Genomic DNA, 15,361 nt, shown 5'->3' with positions numbered 1-15,361 from the left:
GGGTCCTATAACGTCATTTTCTCGCCCGAAGCCGAGGCGCAGCTCCTCGCCATCTATCGCTGGATCGCCGAGCGGGCGACGCCGTCGGCGGCCGAGCGTTTCACCGGCGCGATTCGTCGATTATTGCGAAAATCTCCGCAGCTTCCCCGAGCGCGGGACATGTCGTGACGATTTACGGCCGGGCCTGCGGACGATCGGCTTTCGTCGGCGCGTGACGATCGCTTTTGCCGTCGAAGCCGAAGTCGTGACAATCGTCGGCGTTTTTTACGGCGGACAGGATTTCGAAGCTTCGCTGTCGATCGCCGACGAATGAAAGGCGAATCCTGCCGCAGCGCATCCTCGCATCCGGCCCGCCTTCCATGATATTCACGAGACCATGACGAAAGCCGCCGAAACCCGAGGCGCGGCCAAGCCGCTGTTCTCCTATCGCAAGCATTGGGCGCATCGCTTCGGCGTCGCGCCATTTCTGCCCATGTCGCGCGCCGAAATGGAGACGCTCGGCTGGGACAGCTGCGACATCATCCTCGTCACCGGCGACGCCTATATCGACCATCCGAGCTTCGGCATGGCCATCATCGGCCGCCTCTTGGAGGCGCAGGGCTTTCGCGTCGGCATTATCGCGCAGCCGGATTGGCGCGACGCCTCCGCCTTCCGCGCGCTCGGCAAGCCCAATCTCTTCTTCGGCGTCACCAGCGGCAATATGGATTCGATGGTGAACCGCTACACCTCCGACCGGCGGCTGCGGCACAATGATTCCTACACGCCCGGCGGCGAAGGCGGCAAAAGGCCGGATCGCGCCGTCATCGTCTACGCCCAGCGTTGCCGCGAGGCTTTCCCCGATGCGCCTATATTGCTCGGCGGCATAGAGGCGTCGCTGCGGCGCATCGCCCATTACGACTATTGGTCCGACAAGGTCCGCCGCTCCATTCTCTTCGACGCCAAGGCCGATCTGCTGCTCTATGGCAATGCCGAGCGCGCGCTGGTCGAGGTCGCGCATCGCATCGCCAAGCGCGGCATGGCGCAGGATTTCTCCGATATCCGCGGCGTCGCCTTCACGCGCGACGCGACGCCCGAGGACTGGATCGAGGCCTCGGCCGAGGACATTGACGAGCCCGACGAAGGCCGCATGCGCAAGGACGCGCAGAGCGAGACTGTCGTCATACGCCTGCCCGCTTTCGAGCAGGTCGCCAATGACCCCGAATCCTACGCCCGCGCCTCGCGCGTGCTGCATCGGGAGAGCAATCCGGGCAATGCGCGGCCGCTGACGCAGCGTCATGGAACGCGCGATATTTGGCTCACCGCGCCGCCCATTCCGCTGACCATGGCGGAGATGGATGGCGTCTATGATCTGCCCTTTGCGCGCGCGCCGCATCCGTCCTACACGCAGCCTATCCCTGCATGGGAGATGATCCGTCATTCGGTGACGATCATGCGCGGCTGCTTCGGCGGCTGCTCCTTCTGCTCCATCACCGAGCATGAGGGGCGCATCATTCAATCGCGCTCGGAAGGCTCGATCCTCAAAGAGATCGAGACGATCCGCGACAAGACCGAAGGTTTCACCGGCATCATCTCCGACATTGGCGGGCCGACGGCGAATATGTATCGCCTCGCCTGCAAGGATCGCGAGACCGAGGCGCTGTGCCGGCGGCCCTCCTGCGTCTATCCGGATATTTGCAAGAATCTCGAGACCAGCCACGACTCGCTGATCCAGCTCTATCGTAAGGCGCGCGCAATTCCCGGCGTCAAGAAAGTGATGGTGGCCTCGGGCGTGCGCTATGATCTCGCGGTGAAGAGCCCGGCCTATGTGCGCGAGCTGGTCGAGCATCATGTCGGCGGCTATCTCAAAATCGCGCCCGAACATACGGAGAGCGGCCCGCTCTCCAAGATGATGAAGCCCGGCATTGGCTCATACGACCGCTTCAAGCGTCTGTTCGACGCGGCGGCGCAGGCGGCCAAGAAGCAATATTTCCTCATCCCCTATTTCATCGCCGCGCATCCGGGCACGAGCGACGAGGATATGTTGAATCTGGCGCTGTGGCTGAAAAAGAACGGCTATCGCGCCGATCAGGTGCAGACCTATCTGCCATCGCCCATGGCGCTGTCGACGGCCATGTATCATTCGGGCTTCAATCCGCTGAAGCCGGTGCGCCGCGGCGCGTCGGAAAAGGTCGACGCCGTGAAGGGCCTGCGCCAGCGCCGCCTGCACAAGGCCTTTCTGCGCTATCACGATCCCGAGAATTGGCCTGTGCTGCGCGAGGCGCTGAAAGCCATGGGCCGCGCCGATCTCATCGGCCCCGGCAAGCATCATCTCGTGCCGGGCTGGCAACCGGTTGGAACCGGCAAGGGCGGCGAAGGCCGCCGCATAGGCCAGAAGGGCGCGCGGACGCAGTCGCGGGAGTTCCGGACGAATGGGCTGCGCTCGCGGAGCTCATAGAGATTTCGAGCGCCCCCTCCCCGGCCCTCCCCCGCTTCGCGGGGGAGGGAACAGACCCCGCCCTTCATCGAGGGCTCGCGATCTCCCTCCGGACTCAGAACGGAATATCGTCGTCGAGCTGCTCCGACAAACGTCCGCCGCCGGCCGGCGCCGGGGAGCGCTCGGCGGGCGGGCGTTCCATCGGCGAGGAGCGGCCGAAGCTGGAGCCGCCGCCGCTCGACTGATAGGAGCCGCCGCCGCCTTCATAATCGCCCTCGCCGCGGCCGCCGCCCTTGCTGTCGAGCAGAGTCAGCTCGCCGCGGAAACGCTGCAGCACCACATCGGTCGCGCGGCGCTGAATGCCGTCCTTGTCCTGATATTCGCGCGTCTGCAGCTGGCCCTCGAGATAGATCTTGGAGCCCTTGCGGCAATATTGCTCGGCGATCTTCCCCAAATTCTCGTTGAAGATCGACACATTGTGCCACTCCGTGCGGTCCTTGCGCTCGCCTGTGTTGCGGTCGCGCCAGGATTCCGTCGTCGCCACGGAGAAAGAGACGACGCGGTCGCCCGAGGGCAGCGTGCGCACTTCAGGGTCACGCCCGAGATTGCCGACCAATATGACCTTGTTGACGCTGCCCGCCATGATCCTCTCCGCCTTGATGATGCTCGCGGCACCTTAGTCCGAAACGCGCGAGCGCGAAGACGTTCCGCCGCCTTGTCCACAATTCACGCGATGTTCTTTTTTTGTTCTAGCACCTCCCGCCGTGACGCGCAACGCCCCCCGCCTCCTGTCGTCTTCACCGCAGCGAAGAACACGCCCAGGCTAATTCGCCGTCCTCGGACGGCTCAGCGCATAAGCCAAAAGGCCGACGCCGATCAGCACGGCGGCGGCAATCGCCGAGGCCGGCCGCATCATCAGAGCGGAGATCATGATGCCTGTCGTCGTCGTCAGAAACACGATGGCGGCGCATAGCTCGGGAAGCTTCCCCGGCGCGAGGCCATGACGCATCGCTTGTCGAAGCCATCCGATGACGACAGCTCCTGCCGAAAGACTCAGCGTGACGCCGGCGAATTCCAGGAGATCGCGAAGTCCTGCGCTCCAAATGACGATGAGGCTGAACGCCGTCTGCGCCAGTATGGCAAAGCGCGGATGATCGCCATGCAGTCGGCCGAATGCGGCCGGAAGCGCGCCGTCCCGCGCCATTCTCGCATAGACGCGCGGTCCGCTCAGCAGCATGGACGACGCCGAGGTGACGAGCGCGAGCGCGATGAGCGCGCTCAAAGCCTGCTCCGCGCGCGGACCGCCGATCGCCAACGCCGCGAGCGCGCCGGATTCGGCGACGCCGCGGATTTGTCCCGGAGGCGCGCCATAGAGGATCACCGCGCTCACGCCGAGGTAGAGTCCGATGACGAGAAGCGTCCCCGAATAGAGCGCGCGTTCCACCGTGCGGCCGCCGCCGGCGATATCTCCCGTGACATAGACCGCGGCGTTCCAGCCCGAATAGGCATAGGATATCCACACGAGCGATCCGGCGAAGGCCAGGGGCTGAAAGGCTTCGAGCGAAAGCGGCGGCGCGGCCGCGATCGCCGCGCCCGCCGTGGGGGCGCCGAAAGCGATGAACGCGACGATCGCGCCGACCTTGATCAGGACCGCGAAATTTTGCAATGCGACGCCCTTGGCGGGCGCGCCGGCGTGGAGCAGGCCGAGGCAGATCACGATGAGCGTGGCGACCCATGGCGTCGCCGCGCCGGGACCGCCGGCGCGCGCCAGATAGAGCTGCGCGCCGAGAGCGGCCGCGGCGATCGGCGTGGTGAATCCCGCGACGAGGGAAATCCATCCCGCCACAGAGCCCAGCGCAGGATGCAGAGTATTTCGCAGGAAGACGTATTCGCCGCCCGACTCGGGATATTTGGCGGCGAGATCGGAGTAGACCACGACGCCGGCGAGCGCATAGACGCCGCCCATCAGCCAGGAGAGCATGACGAAAGCCGGCTCTCCGAGATCCGCCAGAGCGAAGCCGGAGGTCGTGAAGACCCCCGTTCCGACAGTGTTGGCGATGACCAGCGCGACCGCGCCGGAAAAGCCCAGCAGCTTGCGCTCCGGCCGTCCCCGCTCGCCGCCGGGCGCGCGGCCCTCGGCGGCGGGCTCGAAAGGCGCGCCCATCAGTCGCGCTTCTGATAGACGAGGAAATATTGCCGCGGCAGGAAATCGTGCTTCTCGACCAGAGAATAGCCGGCGGCTTCCAGTTCCTTCGTCACTTGCTCGGGCGGTATTCGGTGTTCCACGGGCGGGCCGTCCGGCGAGTCGGCCTTGAAGTCGACGATCGCCAGTCGTCCCTTCGGCCGCAGCGACGATTTGAGCGCAGAGAAATATTGCGTGCGATTTCCAATGTGATGATAGGTGTCGACGACGAGAGCGAGATCGACGGGCTCGGGAAGATTGGCCTTGTCCGCACTCGATTGTACGGGCGTGAGATTGGCGAGGCGCTCGCGCTTGGCCCGCTCGCCGAGATAGGTCACCATATCGGGCTCGACATCGGCGGAATAGAGCTTGCCGTTCGGAATGCGCTTGGCGATTCTGACGCTGAAATAGCCGGTGCCGGCTCCGATATCCGCCACGCGCGCGGCGCGGTCGAGATGCAGCGCGTCGACGACCTTCTCCGGCTTCTGCCAGGCGTCGCGCTCTGGATCGTCGAATTTTTTCGCCCATTTGGCCGCATCGTCGAAGCGCTTGTGAAACGCCCCGTCGGACGAGGGGCCGGCGTGGTCGCCGTGATGGCCGCCGCCCTTGCCGTCATGCTCCATGGGCGCGGCGGTCTGCGCGAGCGAGAAATGCCCGACAGAGCCGAAGAGGATCAGCGTGAGAGCGGCGACCGCCGCTCGAATGGGCTTTTTCATTTTTGTTCCCTTTGAGATCATGGGTCGTCTGGTTGCAACAGAACGAGGAGCGATGAGTTGCGCGCGTTAGGCGAGGCCGCGCAGAGCGATCCTCGACCTAGCACCTGCATAGATGTCGCCCGCTCGCGGGACACGCAGCGTCATTTTGTCTCGTGGAAGCGGCGACGCTGCATTTCCGTCAGGCCGGTCGTCGCGCCCTTCGATCCCTCGCCGAACTCATGCTCGCCGCCGCCTGGCGACGTCGAGCTCACGCCGTGTTTCGTCAAAAACCGAAATTCAACGCCGTGTTGAGCTCCCATTGTTGCCCGATCTGTGGGCCGTTCAATCGTTGATAGACGGGAGCGCCCGCCTCGACCGCGATCCGGACCGGCTTCATGCCTTCCGACTTCAGGAGATATTCGAAGCCTCCGAGAAGCTTGACGCGCTCGCCGCCCTGATAGTCGGGAACGGTTCCTTGCTGCGCGCCCCAGATCAGCACATCGTGACCATAGATGCGGTCCCATACCGCGGCGGCGACGCGGCCCGTCGCTGCGAGACCCTGCACGATGTCGTAAGCGCCCCACGCCGAGATCTCGTTCGACAATCCCCTGAGATAGCCGGACTGATTTTCGCCGAGCGCGGCGCGTCCCCGATAGACGAGGCCCCATGACCAAGCGTCGAGCTTTCCCCTGTAGGTGAAGCCGAACAATCCGTCATAGGTTCCCGTTCCGAGCTGCAATCCGTAATAGGCGCGCTTCTGGAAGAACACTCCCGAGGGATGCATATGAATGATCTCCTCGGAAATGCTTCCGGTCGGCAGGCTTAGGCCGAGGTTCACATGTAGATGGTGAATGTCGTCCTGGTAGAGGCGGACGAGTCCCTGGACCATCGTGTCGCCCCAGCCCTGGGTGGCGGAATTGGTCGGGCCGAGTGGAATCGATCCATTCGGTCCCTTGAAAACTGTCATGCTCATGTTTCTGTCGGACAGAGATCCCATGATCATGACATTGAACCAGTCCGTCACTCCGAACATTCCATGGAACATATGCATCTGCATTTTCATATTGTCGGGAGCGTTTCGTAGCGTTCGCGTCGGATTGGCCGCGAAGAAATTCGGCAAAGCGAAGACGCTATTGGGAACCCAGGGAATCTGCGTCACCTGATAGGGCGCGATCTTCGTGGTTCCGATGTAATCATCCCGCATGACGGAATAGCTCGGCGTATAGGCGAAGCGCGCCTCTCCGGCGCCGACCATATGCGCGCCGTAAACGCCCGCCGGCACGACCGTATGGACATTGCCCTTATGCTCCCCGCCATGTCCCTCCTTCGCGCCGCCAGCCCCTTTGTGTCCGCCGGCCGAGGCGCCGGCGACATGGCTCGCGCCTTTGCTTTTTCCGCCATGCATGCCGCCCGCGCCATGATGTCCCGAACGAGCGCCGGCGCCCGCATGACTCTCGCCGCCTTTCTGCATTCCTTCGGTATCGCCGTCGCGCGCATCGGAGGCGTCGCCGTCGCCCGTTGCGTCATGCGCTCCGCCCGCGTCGCCGCCTCCATGTCCGGCGGCGGCGACATTCGAAACGAAATGGTAGTTGATGCCGATGCGGGCGATGCTTCCACTCATGCGCGGCGATGAGACGACCGAACTGGTCCAGTCCGCGGGGACCCCATTGGCGCCGCCGAACGCATTCGCGAGGAGTGGATAGGCTTCCGACGCGGTGCGGACTTTTCCGCCACCCAGGGAGAAATAGAGATATTCCGCCTTGAGGCTCCAATCGGGCATGAACATCCATTCGACGCCGGCGCCGGCAGTCCAGCCGGTTTGCGGAGTCAGATTGGCGAGATTGCCGATCGCATTCTGTATGGGGAGGCCAGCAGCATTGGCGTAGAGAGACGACAATGCGAGCTTGTTCTCGACTCCTCCGAAAGCGAAGCCGCCCGTGGCGTAGACGAATAAGGTCGGATCCGTGAGATAGCCGAGACGCGCGCGAACCGTGCCGAGATATTGCAACGAAGACGATCCGCTCGCGGAATTGACGAGGCTGTCGCCATTGGCGAGCAAGTTGCGCGAGAAGGTCGCGAGGCTGCCGCTGCGGCCTCCGACGGCGAGCCCCTGGAAATCGGCTTCGACGCCGGCGATGATCCGGCCGAGATATTCGCTTCGATAATTGTAGCCGATCTGAAAACCGCCGAGGAAGCCGCCTTCGTCGCCACCGGCCAACGCCCCATTCTGCGTCGCCCAGAATGGCGCGCGCGCCTGCCACATAGCCGGATCGGTGAGGAATTTTCCTGTGACCGCCGGAGCGGTCGTATAGACGATCGGACCGGCGCTCATCGCGACGCCCCCTATATCGAGGCCTCCATAGAAGCCCTCCCATTTCGGAAGCGGGAGAATTGGCGTGACCTCACGCAATGGAAGATCGGCCGCGAGCGCGGCGCCGACCGCGAACGCCGAAGCGCTCGTCGACAAAAGAAAAAGCAATCTCATTGTTTCATGCCTCGAATAAAAAAAGTCGAATTCTCGTATGAATCGGACAGGCACGATGAAATCGAGCCGACCGTCGAAATCGTTCGGAGGACAGACACGCGTCGGCGCGTCATCTTCAGCAGGCTGTGAATCGTCTGAAGATCAGATGCGCGGCGGCGCTCGCGACGACCAGGATGTAATCCAACCCGATGGTCGCTCTGAAGTGACGCGAGCCAGGAAAAAGACCATCGACGCGGTGGAATCCGCCGGGATGAATCGAAGCATGGCCCCCGTGTCGGGGATGGCGTCGGCCGTCGCGTCACGCGCTCCGGCGTTGCAGAGAATGCAGCAGACCGAATGATCTCCGCGCTCGTCGGTCGGGGCTTTGTCGGCGCTCTGCGTCCCGCAAGCCGCGACGATCGGCGGCGATGACGCGCCGAGCTGGTCGCCGCCGACGACATGCATGACGAATGCAGGAGAAAGGGCAAGAAACAAGCTTTTGATCACGAACAGGCAGACGATCGAGCCCGCGAATGTTCCGCGAGCGCGCCATCGTCGTCCTGTCCGCAGTAAAGCCATCTGAGAATCCGTAATAATGTCGTCTCAGACATCATCACGACCCGACAGAAGCGCGTCAATCAGCGCGAGCCCGGACCACCTTGTTGAAAATCAACGCCATCAGAGCCGAAACACTCGGTCCAAGTGAAGCGGGACGCCGACTTCCATACCCTTGTCCGATTGCAGGAGAGGCGATGTCTCATCGGCAGCAGACGCGAAAGGCGAGAGTCACGCTCGCCGAAGGGATGTGACGGCCTCGAGCCGAAGCGATTCGGGGGATGGCCATTTCGCTGCTACGGCGGCCGCCGATCCTCCCCTCGTCTGGGACGCTTCGACGAGGCTAGCCGAGAATAGCGGCGACGCCCCAGCGGGGCGGATCTCTATGTCTTTGCTATTGTGGTGAGCGCGATGGGACTCGAACCCATGACCCTCTGATTAAAAGTCAGATGTAACAGCATATCGTTGAATATGCGCCGATATCTATCACTATCTAAGATACTGTTGACATTGCATTTTTGTAATTTATGATCCTAGTCGAAATCGGCCAATCGTTTTCGTCGGTTCTACAACGGTTCTACAAAATGCCCAAGCTCACGAAGCGCTTTGTCGATAGCGTCGCCGCGCCCGAGCGGGGCGAGAAATGGATTGCCGACGGCGAATTGCGCGGCCTCTACCTGCAGGTGCGACCGACGGGCAAGAGCTTCGTCATAAAGTACAAGACGCGCGGGACGTCGCGTACGGTGACGATCGGGCGCGTCGGGGCTCGGACACCTGACGAGCTGCGTGAGGAAGCCCGACAGGTGATTGCAGCCGTCCAAAGAGGCGAAGACCCGGCAAAGGCCCGCGCGGCGAAACGAGAGGCTCTGTCGCTCGCCGAGGCGTCGAAGGAGTACCTTAAAGACGCGAAACGCACGCTGAAGCCGAAGAGCCATGCGGAATACGAGCGGCTGCTCAATTCCTACGTCTTGCCCAAGTTTGGAAAGATCGGCGTCGCCGACCTGTCGACGTCCGACGTGGCGAAGATCGTTCGCGCGCTCGGCGACCGCAAGACGACCGCAAATCGCGTCCTGGCGACTTTGTCGGCGCTGTTCGCTTGGGCGGCGAAACACGGACACGCACCGAAAGGCTTCAATCCCGCGGCAGGGAGTGAGGTCGCCAGAAATCGGGAAGAAGGTCGCGAGCGGTTCCTGTCGGTCGCCGAGCTGGAAAAGCTCGGCGCAGTGCTGGCCGAAGGCGAGACGATCGGCCTGCCCTGGGGAATAGACGAGACAAAGGCGAAGGCGAAAAACGCCCCGAAGCCTGAGAACCGCAGGGAAAAGCTCGACCCTTTCGCAGCCGGCGCGATTCGGCTCTTGCTGTTGACCGGCTGCCGGCTCGGCGAAATATTGAACCTGCAATGGTCGCACGTCGACTTCGAACGCGGGATTCTGTTTCTCGCGGATAGCAAGACCGGAAAGAAGGCCGTCGCCGTCGGCGCCCCTGCCCTGCGGGTGCTGGAGTCGCTTCCGCGCGTCGGCGCCTACGTCATCGCCGGCGCCAAAGACGACACGCCTCGGGCCGATCTAAAACGCCCGTGGGCGCGCGTGCGCAAGGCCGCAGGCCTCGAAGACGTCCGCATTCACGATCTTCGCCACTCTTTCGCCAGCGCGGGAGCGGGAGCCGGTCTCGCCCTCCCGATCATTGGAAAGTTGCTCGGGCACTCTCAGAGTGCGACGACGCAGCGTTACGCGCACTTGGCCGACGATCCACTACGAAAAGCTGCGGAACTTGTGTCGAGCACTGTCGCGGAGCGTCTTGGAATGCGGCAGGACGAGAAAAATTCCGCAATCGATATCGAATGATATTGCGCAACGCCGAAAAGGCGGTAGCCTTCGATCGTCGCTCTTCGGCGCGCTCTTTAGCGCCAAAGGGACTCGGTGACGCGAATTATGCTGCAATTGCAGGGACTTTCCGCGAAATCGAGATGCTTAGGTAACGCTTATGCGCGCCTCGGGCTTTTTGATCCGAGGTTGCAATGACTCACGACATTTCCGCCCTGGCGTCCGAGTGGCTGACACCCGATGACGCTGGCGCTCTTCTCGGCGTCTCGAAGATCACGCTCGCGGCTTGGAGAGTCAAAGGCGGCGGGCCGGCCTATGCAAAATTCGGCCGATCGATCCGCTATCCCCGCGAAGCCCTGCTGAAGTGGATGAACTCGCGCGTCGTCGCGTCGACTTCGCAGGCGGTCGCCGCAGAATGATCCTCACACAAAACGAAAACCCCGCCGGGGGCGAACCGGCGGGGTTTCCATATCTTTGTTCAGGGTGCGCCATGGAAAATATCCAAACGACGCAGCATCGACAAGCTGATAAATCGGCCTTTGCCGCCAGCTTAGCTGCAATTCACGCAGTGGCGCGATTCTCGACTGCTGATATCGCGTTCGAAACGCTCGGGCGCCTCGGCAGCTTCGACACGCTCGCGGCGAACGGCTACACGCCGATCTCTTGCCGCGGAAAGAACCCCGCGCACAACGGCGGCGGATGGCAGAAACTCTCGATCGGCGCTCGGCGATGGAACGCCTTCTGCGGCGACGCCCTAGGCGTCCAGTGCGGGGCCGGCGCGGAAGGTGCCGGCTACCTCCTCGGGCTCGACGCGGACGTCACGGACGAGACGATTTCCGGCGCCCTGCAGTGGGAGCTAGTCGGGGCTGATTGGCTCGTCAGAGTCGGACAGCCGCCGAAATGGCTCGCACCAATTCGGACAGCGAAGCCGCTCGCGAGCCGCGATCTTCGATACGAGAACGCAGCGGGCCAGAAACATATCGTCCAGCTGCTCGGAGCCGGAAAGCAGTTCGTCGCGCTCGGCGTTCATGAAAAAACAGGACGACACTATCAATGGGATGGCCGCGACTTACGCGACGTGGCGCTCGCTGACCTTCCGCTTATCGATCCCGACGCGCTTGTCGTGCGCGTCGATTCAGTGATGAAGCGATTCGGTTTCGAGCGACGCGCCGCACGCGAGCGGGCCGAGGTCGAACCGCTAGAAACGACGACGACGACCATCGATATCCCTGGAGTCGGCCACTTCGATCTCGCTACCTTGTCGGCGGAGAAACTCGAGGCAGTGCGCCAAGGCGGCTGCGCGGAATTCGAGCGAGCAGTGAAGGAACTCGACCGGCCGGGCGGGACGGGGCGCGGCGATGACAGCTATTTGGCCGGCCTGCGAACGGACAAGGTCTTCAAGCTCGGCCTACTCGACCTGCAAGAAGCCTGCGACAGAGTCTTCGCGGTGACAGACGATTGGAACGCCGCTTACCACTCATTCCCGAACGGCGTCCGCACGGGCCGTGGTGAGGCCGGATGGTTGTTGAAGATCGTTCGCAGCGAGGCGTTGCTGGCGAAGGCCGCAGTTCCCGCCGAAGGCTACAGCCTCAACGCACCTGTCGACGGAAAGTTGAGCCGCGCATTCGCGCCGGGAAAGGGAAGAAAGGCGGCGACAATGGCGCGCATGGCGTGGGACGCGAAGCGGGACGTCAATCATATCGCGCTCGACGGCGATATGGCCGAGCGTCGTCTCGGAACGCTTGCGGCCAGACTTTTCTGTCGTGCAAACGACGGCGCGCTGTTTCGACGTTCCGGCGCCGTCGTTGCCCTACGTGCGGCGGGGGGTGTGGAGCCGCTTCCCGAATCCGCCGACGTCGGCGGATTCGACGCGAGTTCACTCGCCGGGGGTGAGGGCGTCCGACCCGCTGCGCTCGACCAACATGCGCTACATGCAATGATCCGCGAGGTGGTTCATGTGTGGGAGCGCGTCGAAATAGAAGGCGGCCATGACGGCGGGACGCTTTCTCCCGACGGGCTGGAAATCTCGGTCACGGCCGGGGCACGCGGGCGTGTCGATAAGCTGAAGACTACGAAATGGATGCGCGCCAATGGGGTGAACGCTGCGGAGTTCGATACACGTCACGACCAGTGCGGATGGAAGCAGGTGAAATTTCCGCACACTGCGTTGCTAATCGCCGAGTCTGAAATCTGCGGCGGGTACCAGGACGCAGTGCTGCAAAATCTGCGCAACTGCATGTCGTCGCCGTCCCTATCTCGGGGCGGGGCGGTCCTGGCAGAGAACGGCTACCACGCAAGCGCCGCGACGTTTATCGATCTCGGCGAATTGGAACCATTCGTCGAAATTCCGCCCGACGAAGAGTTGAGCGTCGACGGGCCAGTCGTCGCCGAAGCCAAAAAGATCGTGCATAACTTTATCGCCGCGTTCCCCTACGCAGACGCGGCCGGAGAGGCCGTCTTGACGAGTTGGCTTTTCTCGACGGTCGCGAAACCGGCCTTCGGATTGGCGCCGGTTCACATAATCGATGCGCCAGCCTACGGAACAGGAAAGAGCTATGCTGTAGCGGCGCTTGCTCGCATCGGGTCCGGAATCAACCCACATGTCCTACCTTGCGGTACTGCAGGTGATCGGCGCGACGCAGATAGCGAAATCGGCAAGCGCATCAATTCACTCGCCATTGGCGGCGGCGCCGGCGCGGTCATGCTCGACGACGTGCCTGGTGGAAACATGCCGAACCCCGAGGATTTTCGCACGCTGACGACCAACTCGACGTCGGTTCGGCTGCGCCCGTTCGGCAGGCTCGGCGATGACGTCGAGGTAGACCCGACGGCTTTCATCTGGGCGGCGACGGGGAACAACGTACAGGTTGCAGCCGATATGGTGCGGCGCTGCCTTGTGGGGCGCCTGGACCGATATGCTGCTGAGAAGCGCTGCTGGAAGCAGGCGGAGGCGGCGGCGACCGTCGCGGCGGTCCTGCGCTCAGTGGAGGCTCGCGGGCGGCTTCTATCGGCGGTCCTTACGCTCCTGCGCGCGAATGCGCTCCACAGGCCGCACGGCGACCTGAAGCCGACCGAGAACTATGTCAATTGGAGCCGCGTGGTTCGCGAGGCGGTCATGTTCGCCGTCGGAGCAGATCCGGCTGCAACGTCAGACCAACTGAAGCGTGACGACCCTTCCGCGCAAGAGCACGCGAACGTCGCCAAGGCACTGCGCCTGATCTGTGGCGGGGAAGAGTTCAAGGCCGGCGAGGTCGCGGCGAAGGTGTGGAGCCTAACGCGCAGCGCTCGAGAGGCGACGGGCGACGATCTCGCCGCGCAGGGGGCAGCGACTCCGGAGCGTAAGGGCGCGGCGCAAACCATCGTCGATACCTTCTCAGGCCGAGAGATTCGCGACGTTAGTCATCGCCTCGGGCTTTTCCTCCGCAAACGGCGGGACAATTGGACTGAAGGCGAGGTTCGCTACCGCATCGTGAAGGCAGGCGAGGATAAGCACGCGAAGGCGGTCGCGGTATGGAAAGTCGAGGAGGTCGGCTAAACCAAAGCGTCCGCTTGTCTGCACGGCCGCGCCCCACCCATGGCGCGGCCGTTTTGGTTTGCGGGGAATGTGCGGGGAACGCCAAATTGATTCCCCGCAAACCAAGACATTGAAAGCACGCATGTTTTAAGACAAGAGCAGGGAATGCGGGGAATCTTTGTGTCTGAGCACCCCCCCCCACTCTGCACAACTAGACCGTACGGATTAATTCGAGTTCCGACTCTACGGTTCGTATGGTCAAGCTGTGTAACAAGAGGGTCGCGTACATACACAAAGATTCCCCGCATTCCCCGCAGACCTATTAAAACATGACTATTTTCAATGCTGTGGAATGCGGGGAATCAATTTGGCATTCCCCGCACATTCCCCGCACATACCCCGCGAAACCACAGCGGCCGCGCCATAGTTAGGGCTGGTTCGGCTTTGGGGTGTAGCCCCCCGGCGCGCTCGACCATTTGGCCGGGACTCTGATCTCCTATCAGAGAGTCGACCGTCCGAACCACGCCGATTTCACATGTTGAAACAATGGCAAGCCGAACCGCTTCCACAGTTTCACCCCGGCACGTAGAACCAATATGGAACCAACTTGACAATTTGGGTATGAAAAAGCCCGCCTCGGATGCGCGTCCGAGGCGGGCTATCAAGCCTGGCGTGGGTTCGGATCGCCGGCCCGATCTCTAGGCCGTCCGCGCCGCCCGATTCTCGATATTCCATTCCGCTTGGCCGAAGGCCTTGGCCTGCCAAGCCGGATCCTGCCACCTTCGCGCCTCTTCGTCGGCGCCGATAGTGCGGGCCATCCGCGCCCGCAAGCGGCTGACTTCGGCCTGCAGGTCGCGCTGCGCACCGATCTCCGCGACTTCGTTTCGCAGCGCGCGAACGTCCCGGAGCAGTCTTCGACGTTGGTTGCTCATAAAATCCTCCATGCGATACGGCCAAGCTCGAATCCAAACTCGGCGTCGCGCTCGACCAGGCTCGCAATCGACCGCGGCTCGCCTGCCTCACGCCGAGCCTTGTCGTCGGCCTCGGCGCGCTGCTTCGCCCCCTGGACGGCCGCGTTAAGTTCGGCAACCAAGGCGTCATATTCCGCGGAAGCCGCCTGGCGCCCCGCCTGATCACCCAATACGGCCTCTAGGGCGGCCAACCGCCTGCGCAGCGCGACCGAGCTCATAAATCATTCCAGCTAAGTTTGCCGGCCGCGGCGCTCTTCAACGCCAGACGCTCGAGCGTCGCCAGCCGCTCTTCAATTTCGCCGGCGGCGGCAACGCGGGTAATGCGCTCGAGGACTGCAACGGCGTCGTCAGCCTCTTTCGGCGTGCAACGGCCCGCGAGCATGGCCTGCCCGATCTCGATGGCCGTTCTGGTCGCGTCGGCCGGCGACCCGAGCGTGTGAAGCTTCAACGCCAGTGTGCGGTCACGTGCCGGCGGCCTTCGAAGGCCGACGACCAACTTCGCCGCGGCGCTATCGCCGCCCTTGGCCGCAGCGATCATGCTCTCGAGGACATCCTCGAGGTTGTCATCGATAAGCCGCTCCAGCGTCCGCGCACGCTTATTTCGCGCGCCGGGAGGCCGGCCCTGTCCGATCATCCACTTTGGCTCTGAAGCTGAATCGGACATCTCCGTATTCCTCGCGTATTTACTGTACAGCTACGTTAGACGTTCCGTAAATAGTATGCCAATCTCAAAAAGTAAGCAAG

The 15,361-nt window shown here is 62.9% G+C and carries 11 protein-coding genes and 1 pseudogene; 5 read left to right on the top strand and 7 right to left on the bottom strand.

What is annotated here, in order from left to right:
• Nucleotides 1-15 precede the first annotated feature (15 nt).
• Nucleotides 16-313, top strand: a pseudogene (locus METLW3_RS25380) (type II toxin-antitoxin system RelE/ParE family toxin).
• Between the two features lie 63 nt (nucleotides 314-376).
• The gene (locus METLW3_RS0108900) at nucleotides 377-2,434 is read left to right on the top strand and encodes a YgiQ family radical SAM protein (protein ID WP_024879582.1); all 2,058 of its coding nucleotides are present in this window, start codon (nucleotides 377-379) and stop codon (nucleotides 2,432-2,434) included.
• Between the two features lie 94 nt (nucleotides 2,435-2,528).
• Here the strand turns inward: METLW3_RS0108900 and ssb are convergent, their stop codons facing one another.
• The 4 genes from ssb to METLW3_RS26805 form a co-directional block, all read right to left on the bottom strand.
• Nucleotides 2,529-3,056 carry a single-stranded DNA-binding protein gene (ssb, locus tag METLW3_RS0108895; RefSeq protein WP_024879581.1) on the bottom strand — a complete coding sequence of 176 codons (528 nt, stop codon included), beginning with the start codon at nucleotides 3,054-3,056 and terminating at the stop codon, nucleotides 2,529-2,531.
• 180 nt (nucleotides 3,057-3,236) lie between these two features.
• Entirely contained in the window at nucleotides 3,237-4,577 is a 1,341-nt protein-coding gene (locus tag METLW3_RS0108890) for an amino acid permease (RefSeq protein ID WP_024879580.1), read from the bottom strand.
• Nucleotides 4,577-5,311, bottom strand: a complete 735-nt coding sequence (locus METLW3_RS0108885; protein ID WP_024879579.1) for a class I SAM-dependent methyltransferase — start codon at nucleotides 5,309-5,311, stop codon at nucleotides 4,577-4,579. The genes METLW3_RS0108890 and METLW3_RS0108885 overlap by 1 nt, the downstream gene beginning before the upstream one ends.
• Nucleotides 5,312-5,573: 262 nt before the next feature.
• Nucleotides 5,574-7,775: an outer membrane beta-barrel protein gene (locus METLW3_RS26805; RefSeq protein ID WP_024879578.1), complete on the bottom strand. Its 2,202-nt coding sequence runs from the start codon at nucleotides 7,773-7,775 to the stop codon at nucleotides 5,574-5,576.
• A gap of 1,118 nt (nucleotides 7,776-8,893) precedes the next feature.
• On the opposite strand from METLW3_RS26805, the gene METLW3_RS0108855 reads away from it, so the two are divergent.
• The 3 genes from METLW3_RS0108855 to METLW3_RS0108845 all read left to right on the top strand — a co-directional run bounded on the left by METLW3_RS0108855 (nucleotide 8,894) and on the right by METLW3_RS0108845 (nucleotide 13,667).
• Complete coding sequence (locus METLW3_RS0108855) at nucleotides 8,894-10,153, top strand: site-specific integrase (RefSeq protein WP_024879576.1); 1,260 nt, start codon at nucleotides 8,894-8,896, stop codon at nucleotides 10,151-10,153.
• 173 nt (nucleotides 10,154-10,326) lie between these two features.
• Complete coding sequence (locus tag METLW3_RS0108850) at nucleotides 10,327-10,551, top strand: helix-turn-helix domain-containing protein (RefSeq protein WP_024879575.1); 225 nt, start codon at nucleotides 10,327-10,329, stop codon at nucleotides 10,549-10,551.
• Nucleotides 10,548-13,667 carry a hypothetical protein gene (locus METLW3_RS0108845; protein ID WP_157516548.1) on the top strand — a complete coding sequence of 1,040 codons (3,120 nt, stop codon included), beginning with the start codon at nucleotides 10,548-10,550 and terminating at the stop codon, nucleotides 13,665-13,667. The genes METLW3_RS0108850 and METLW3_RS0108845 overlap by 4 nt, the downstream gene beginning before the upstream one ends.
• Before the next feature lie 677 nt (nucleotides 13,668-14,344).
• Here METLW3_RS0108845 and METLW3_RS0108840 read toward each other — a convergent pair.
• The 3 genes from METLW3_RS0108840 to METLW3_RS0108830 are packed head-to-tail and all read right to left on the bottom strand — an operon-like array spanning nucleotide 14,345 to nucleotide 15,281.
• Nucleotides 14,345-14,578: a hypothetical protein gene (locus METLW3_RS0108840; protein WP_024879573.1), complete on the bottom strand. Its 234-nt coding sequence runs from the start codon at nucleotides 14,576-14,578 to the stop codon at nucleotides 14,345-14,347.
• Nucleotides 14,575-14,835 carry a hypothetical protein gene (locus METLW3_RS0108835; protein ID WP_024879572.1) on the bottom strand — a complete coding sequence of 87 codons (261 nt, stop codon included), beginning with the start codon at nucleotides 14,833-14,835 and terminating at the stop codon, nucleotides 14,575-14,577. The genes METLW3_RS0108840 and METLW3_RS0108835 overlap by 4 nt, the downstream gene beginning before the upstream one ends.
• Nucleotides 14,832-15,281, bottom strand: a complete 450-nt coding sequence (locus tag METLW3_RS0108830) for a hypothetical protein (protein ID WP_157516547.1) — start codon at nucleotides 15,279-15,281, stop codon at nucleotides 14,832-14,834. Before METLW3_RS0108830 ends, METLW3_RS0108835 begins: the two co-directional genes overlap by 4 nt.
• Nucleotides 15,282-15,361: the final 80 nt, after the last annotated feature.

The organism is Methylosinus sp. LW3, assembly GCF_000527115.1.
Lineage (GTDB): Bacteria > Pseudomonadota > Alphaproteobacteria > Rhizobiales > Beijerinckiaceae > Methylosinus.
Note: the sequence above shows the minus strand (reverse complement) of the source record. Positions and strands in the feature narration are given on the sequence as shown.

What these genes read in the sequence shown, in the direction of transcription:
- METLW3_RS0108900 (WP_024879582.1), top strand. Translation starts at nt 377, where the DNA reads ATGACGAAAGCCGCCGAAACCCGAGGCGCGGCCAAGCCGCTGTTCTCC.
- ssb (WP_024879581.1), bottom strand. Translation starts at nt 3,056, where the DNA reads ATGGCGGGCAGCGTCAACAAGGTCATATTGGTCGGCAATCTCGGGCGT.
- METLW3_RS0108890 (WP_024879580.1), bottom strand. Translation starts at nt 4,577, where the DNA reads ATGGGCGCGCCTTTCGAGCCCGCCGCCGAGGGCCGCGCGCCCGGCGGC.
- METLW3_RS0108885 (WP_024879579.1), bottom strand. Translation starts at nt 5,311, where the DNA reads ATGAAAAAGCCCATTCGAGCGGCGGTCGCCGCTCTCACGCTGATCCTC.
- METLW3_RS26805 (WP_024879578.1), bottom strand. Translation starts at nt 7,775, where the DNA reads ATGAGATTGCTTTTTCTTTTGTCGACGAGCGCTTCGGCGTTCGCGGTC.
- METLW3_RS0108855 (WP_024879576.1), top strand. Translation starts at nt 8,894, where the DNA reads ATGCCCAAGCTCACGAAGCGCTTTGTCGATAGCGTCGCCGCGCCCGAG.
- METLW3_RS0108850 (WP_024879575.1), top strand. Translation starts at nt 10,327, where the DNA reads ATGACTCACGACATTTCCGCCCTGGCGTCCGAGTGGCTGACACCCGAT.
- METLW3_RS0108845 (WP_157516548.1), top strand. Translation starts at nt 10,548, where the DNA reads ATGATCCTCACACAAAACGAAAACCCCGCCGGGGGCGAACCGGCGGGG.
- METLW3_RS0108840 (WP_024879573.1), bottom strand. Translation starts at nt 14,578, where the DNA reads ATGAGCAACCAACGTCGAAGACTGCTCCGGGACGTTCGCGCGCTGCGA.
- METLW3_RS0108835 (WP_024879572.1), bottom strand. Translation starts at nt 14,835, where the DNA reads ATGAGCTCGGTCGCGCTGCGCAGGCGGTTGGCCGCCCTAGAGGCCGTA.
- METLW3_RS0108830 (WP_157516547.1), bottom strand. Translation starts at nt 15,281, where the DNA reads ATGTCCGATTCAGCTTCAGAGCCAAAGTGGATGATCGGACAGGGCCGG.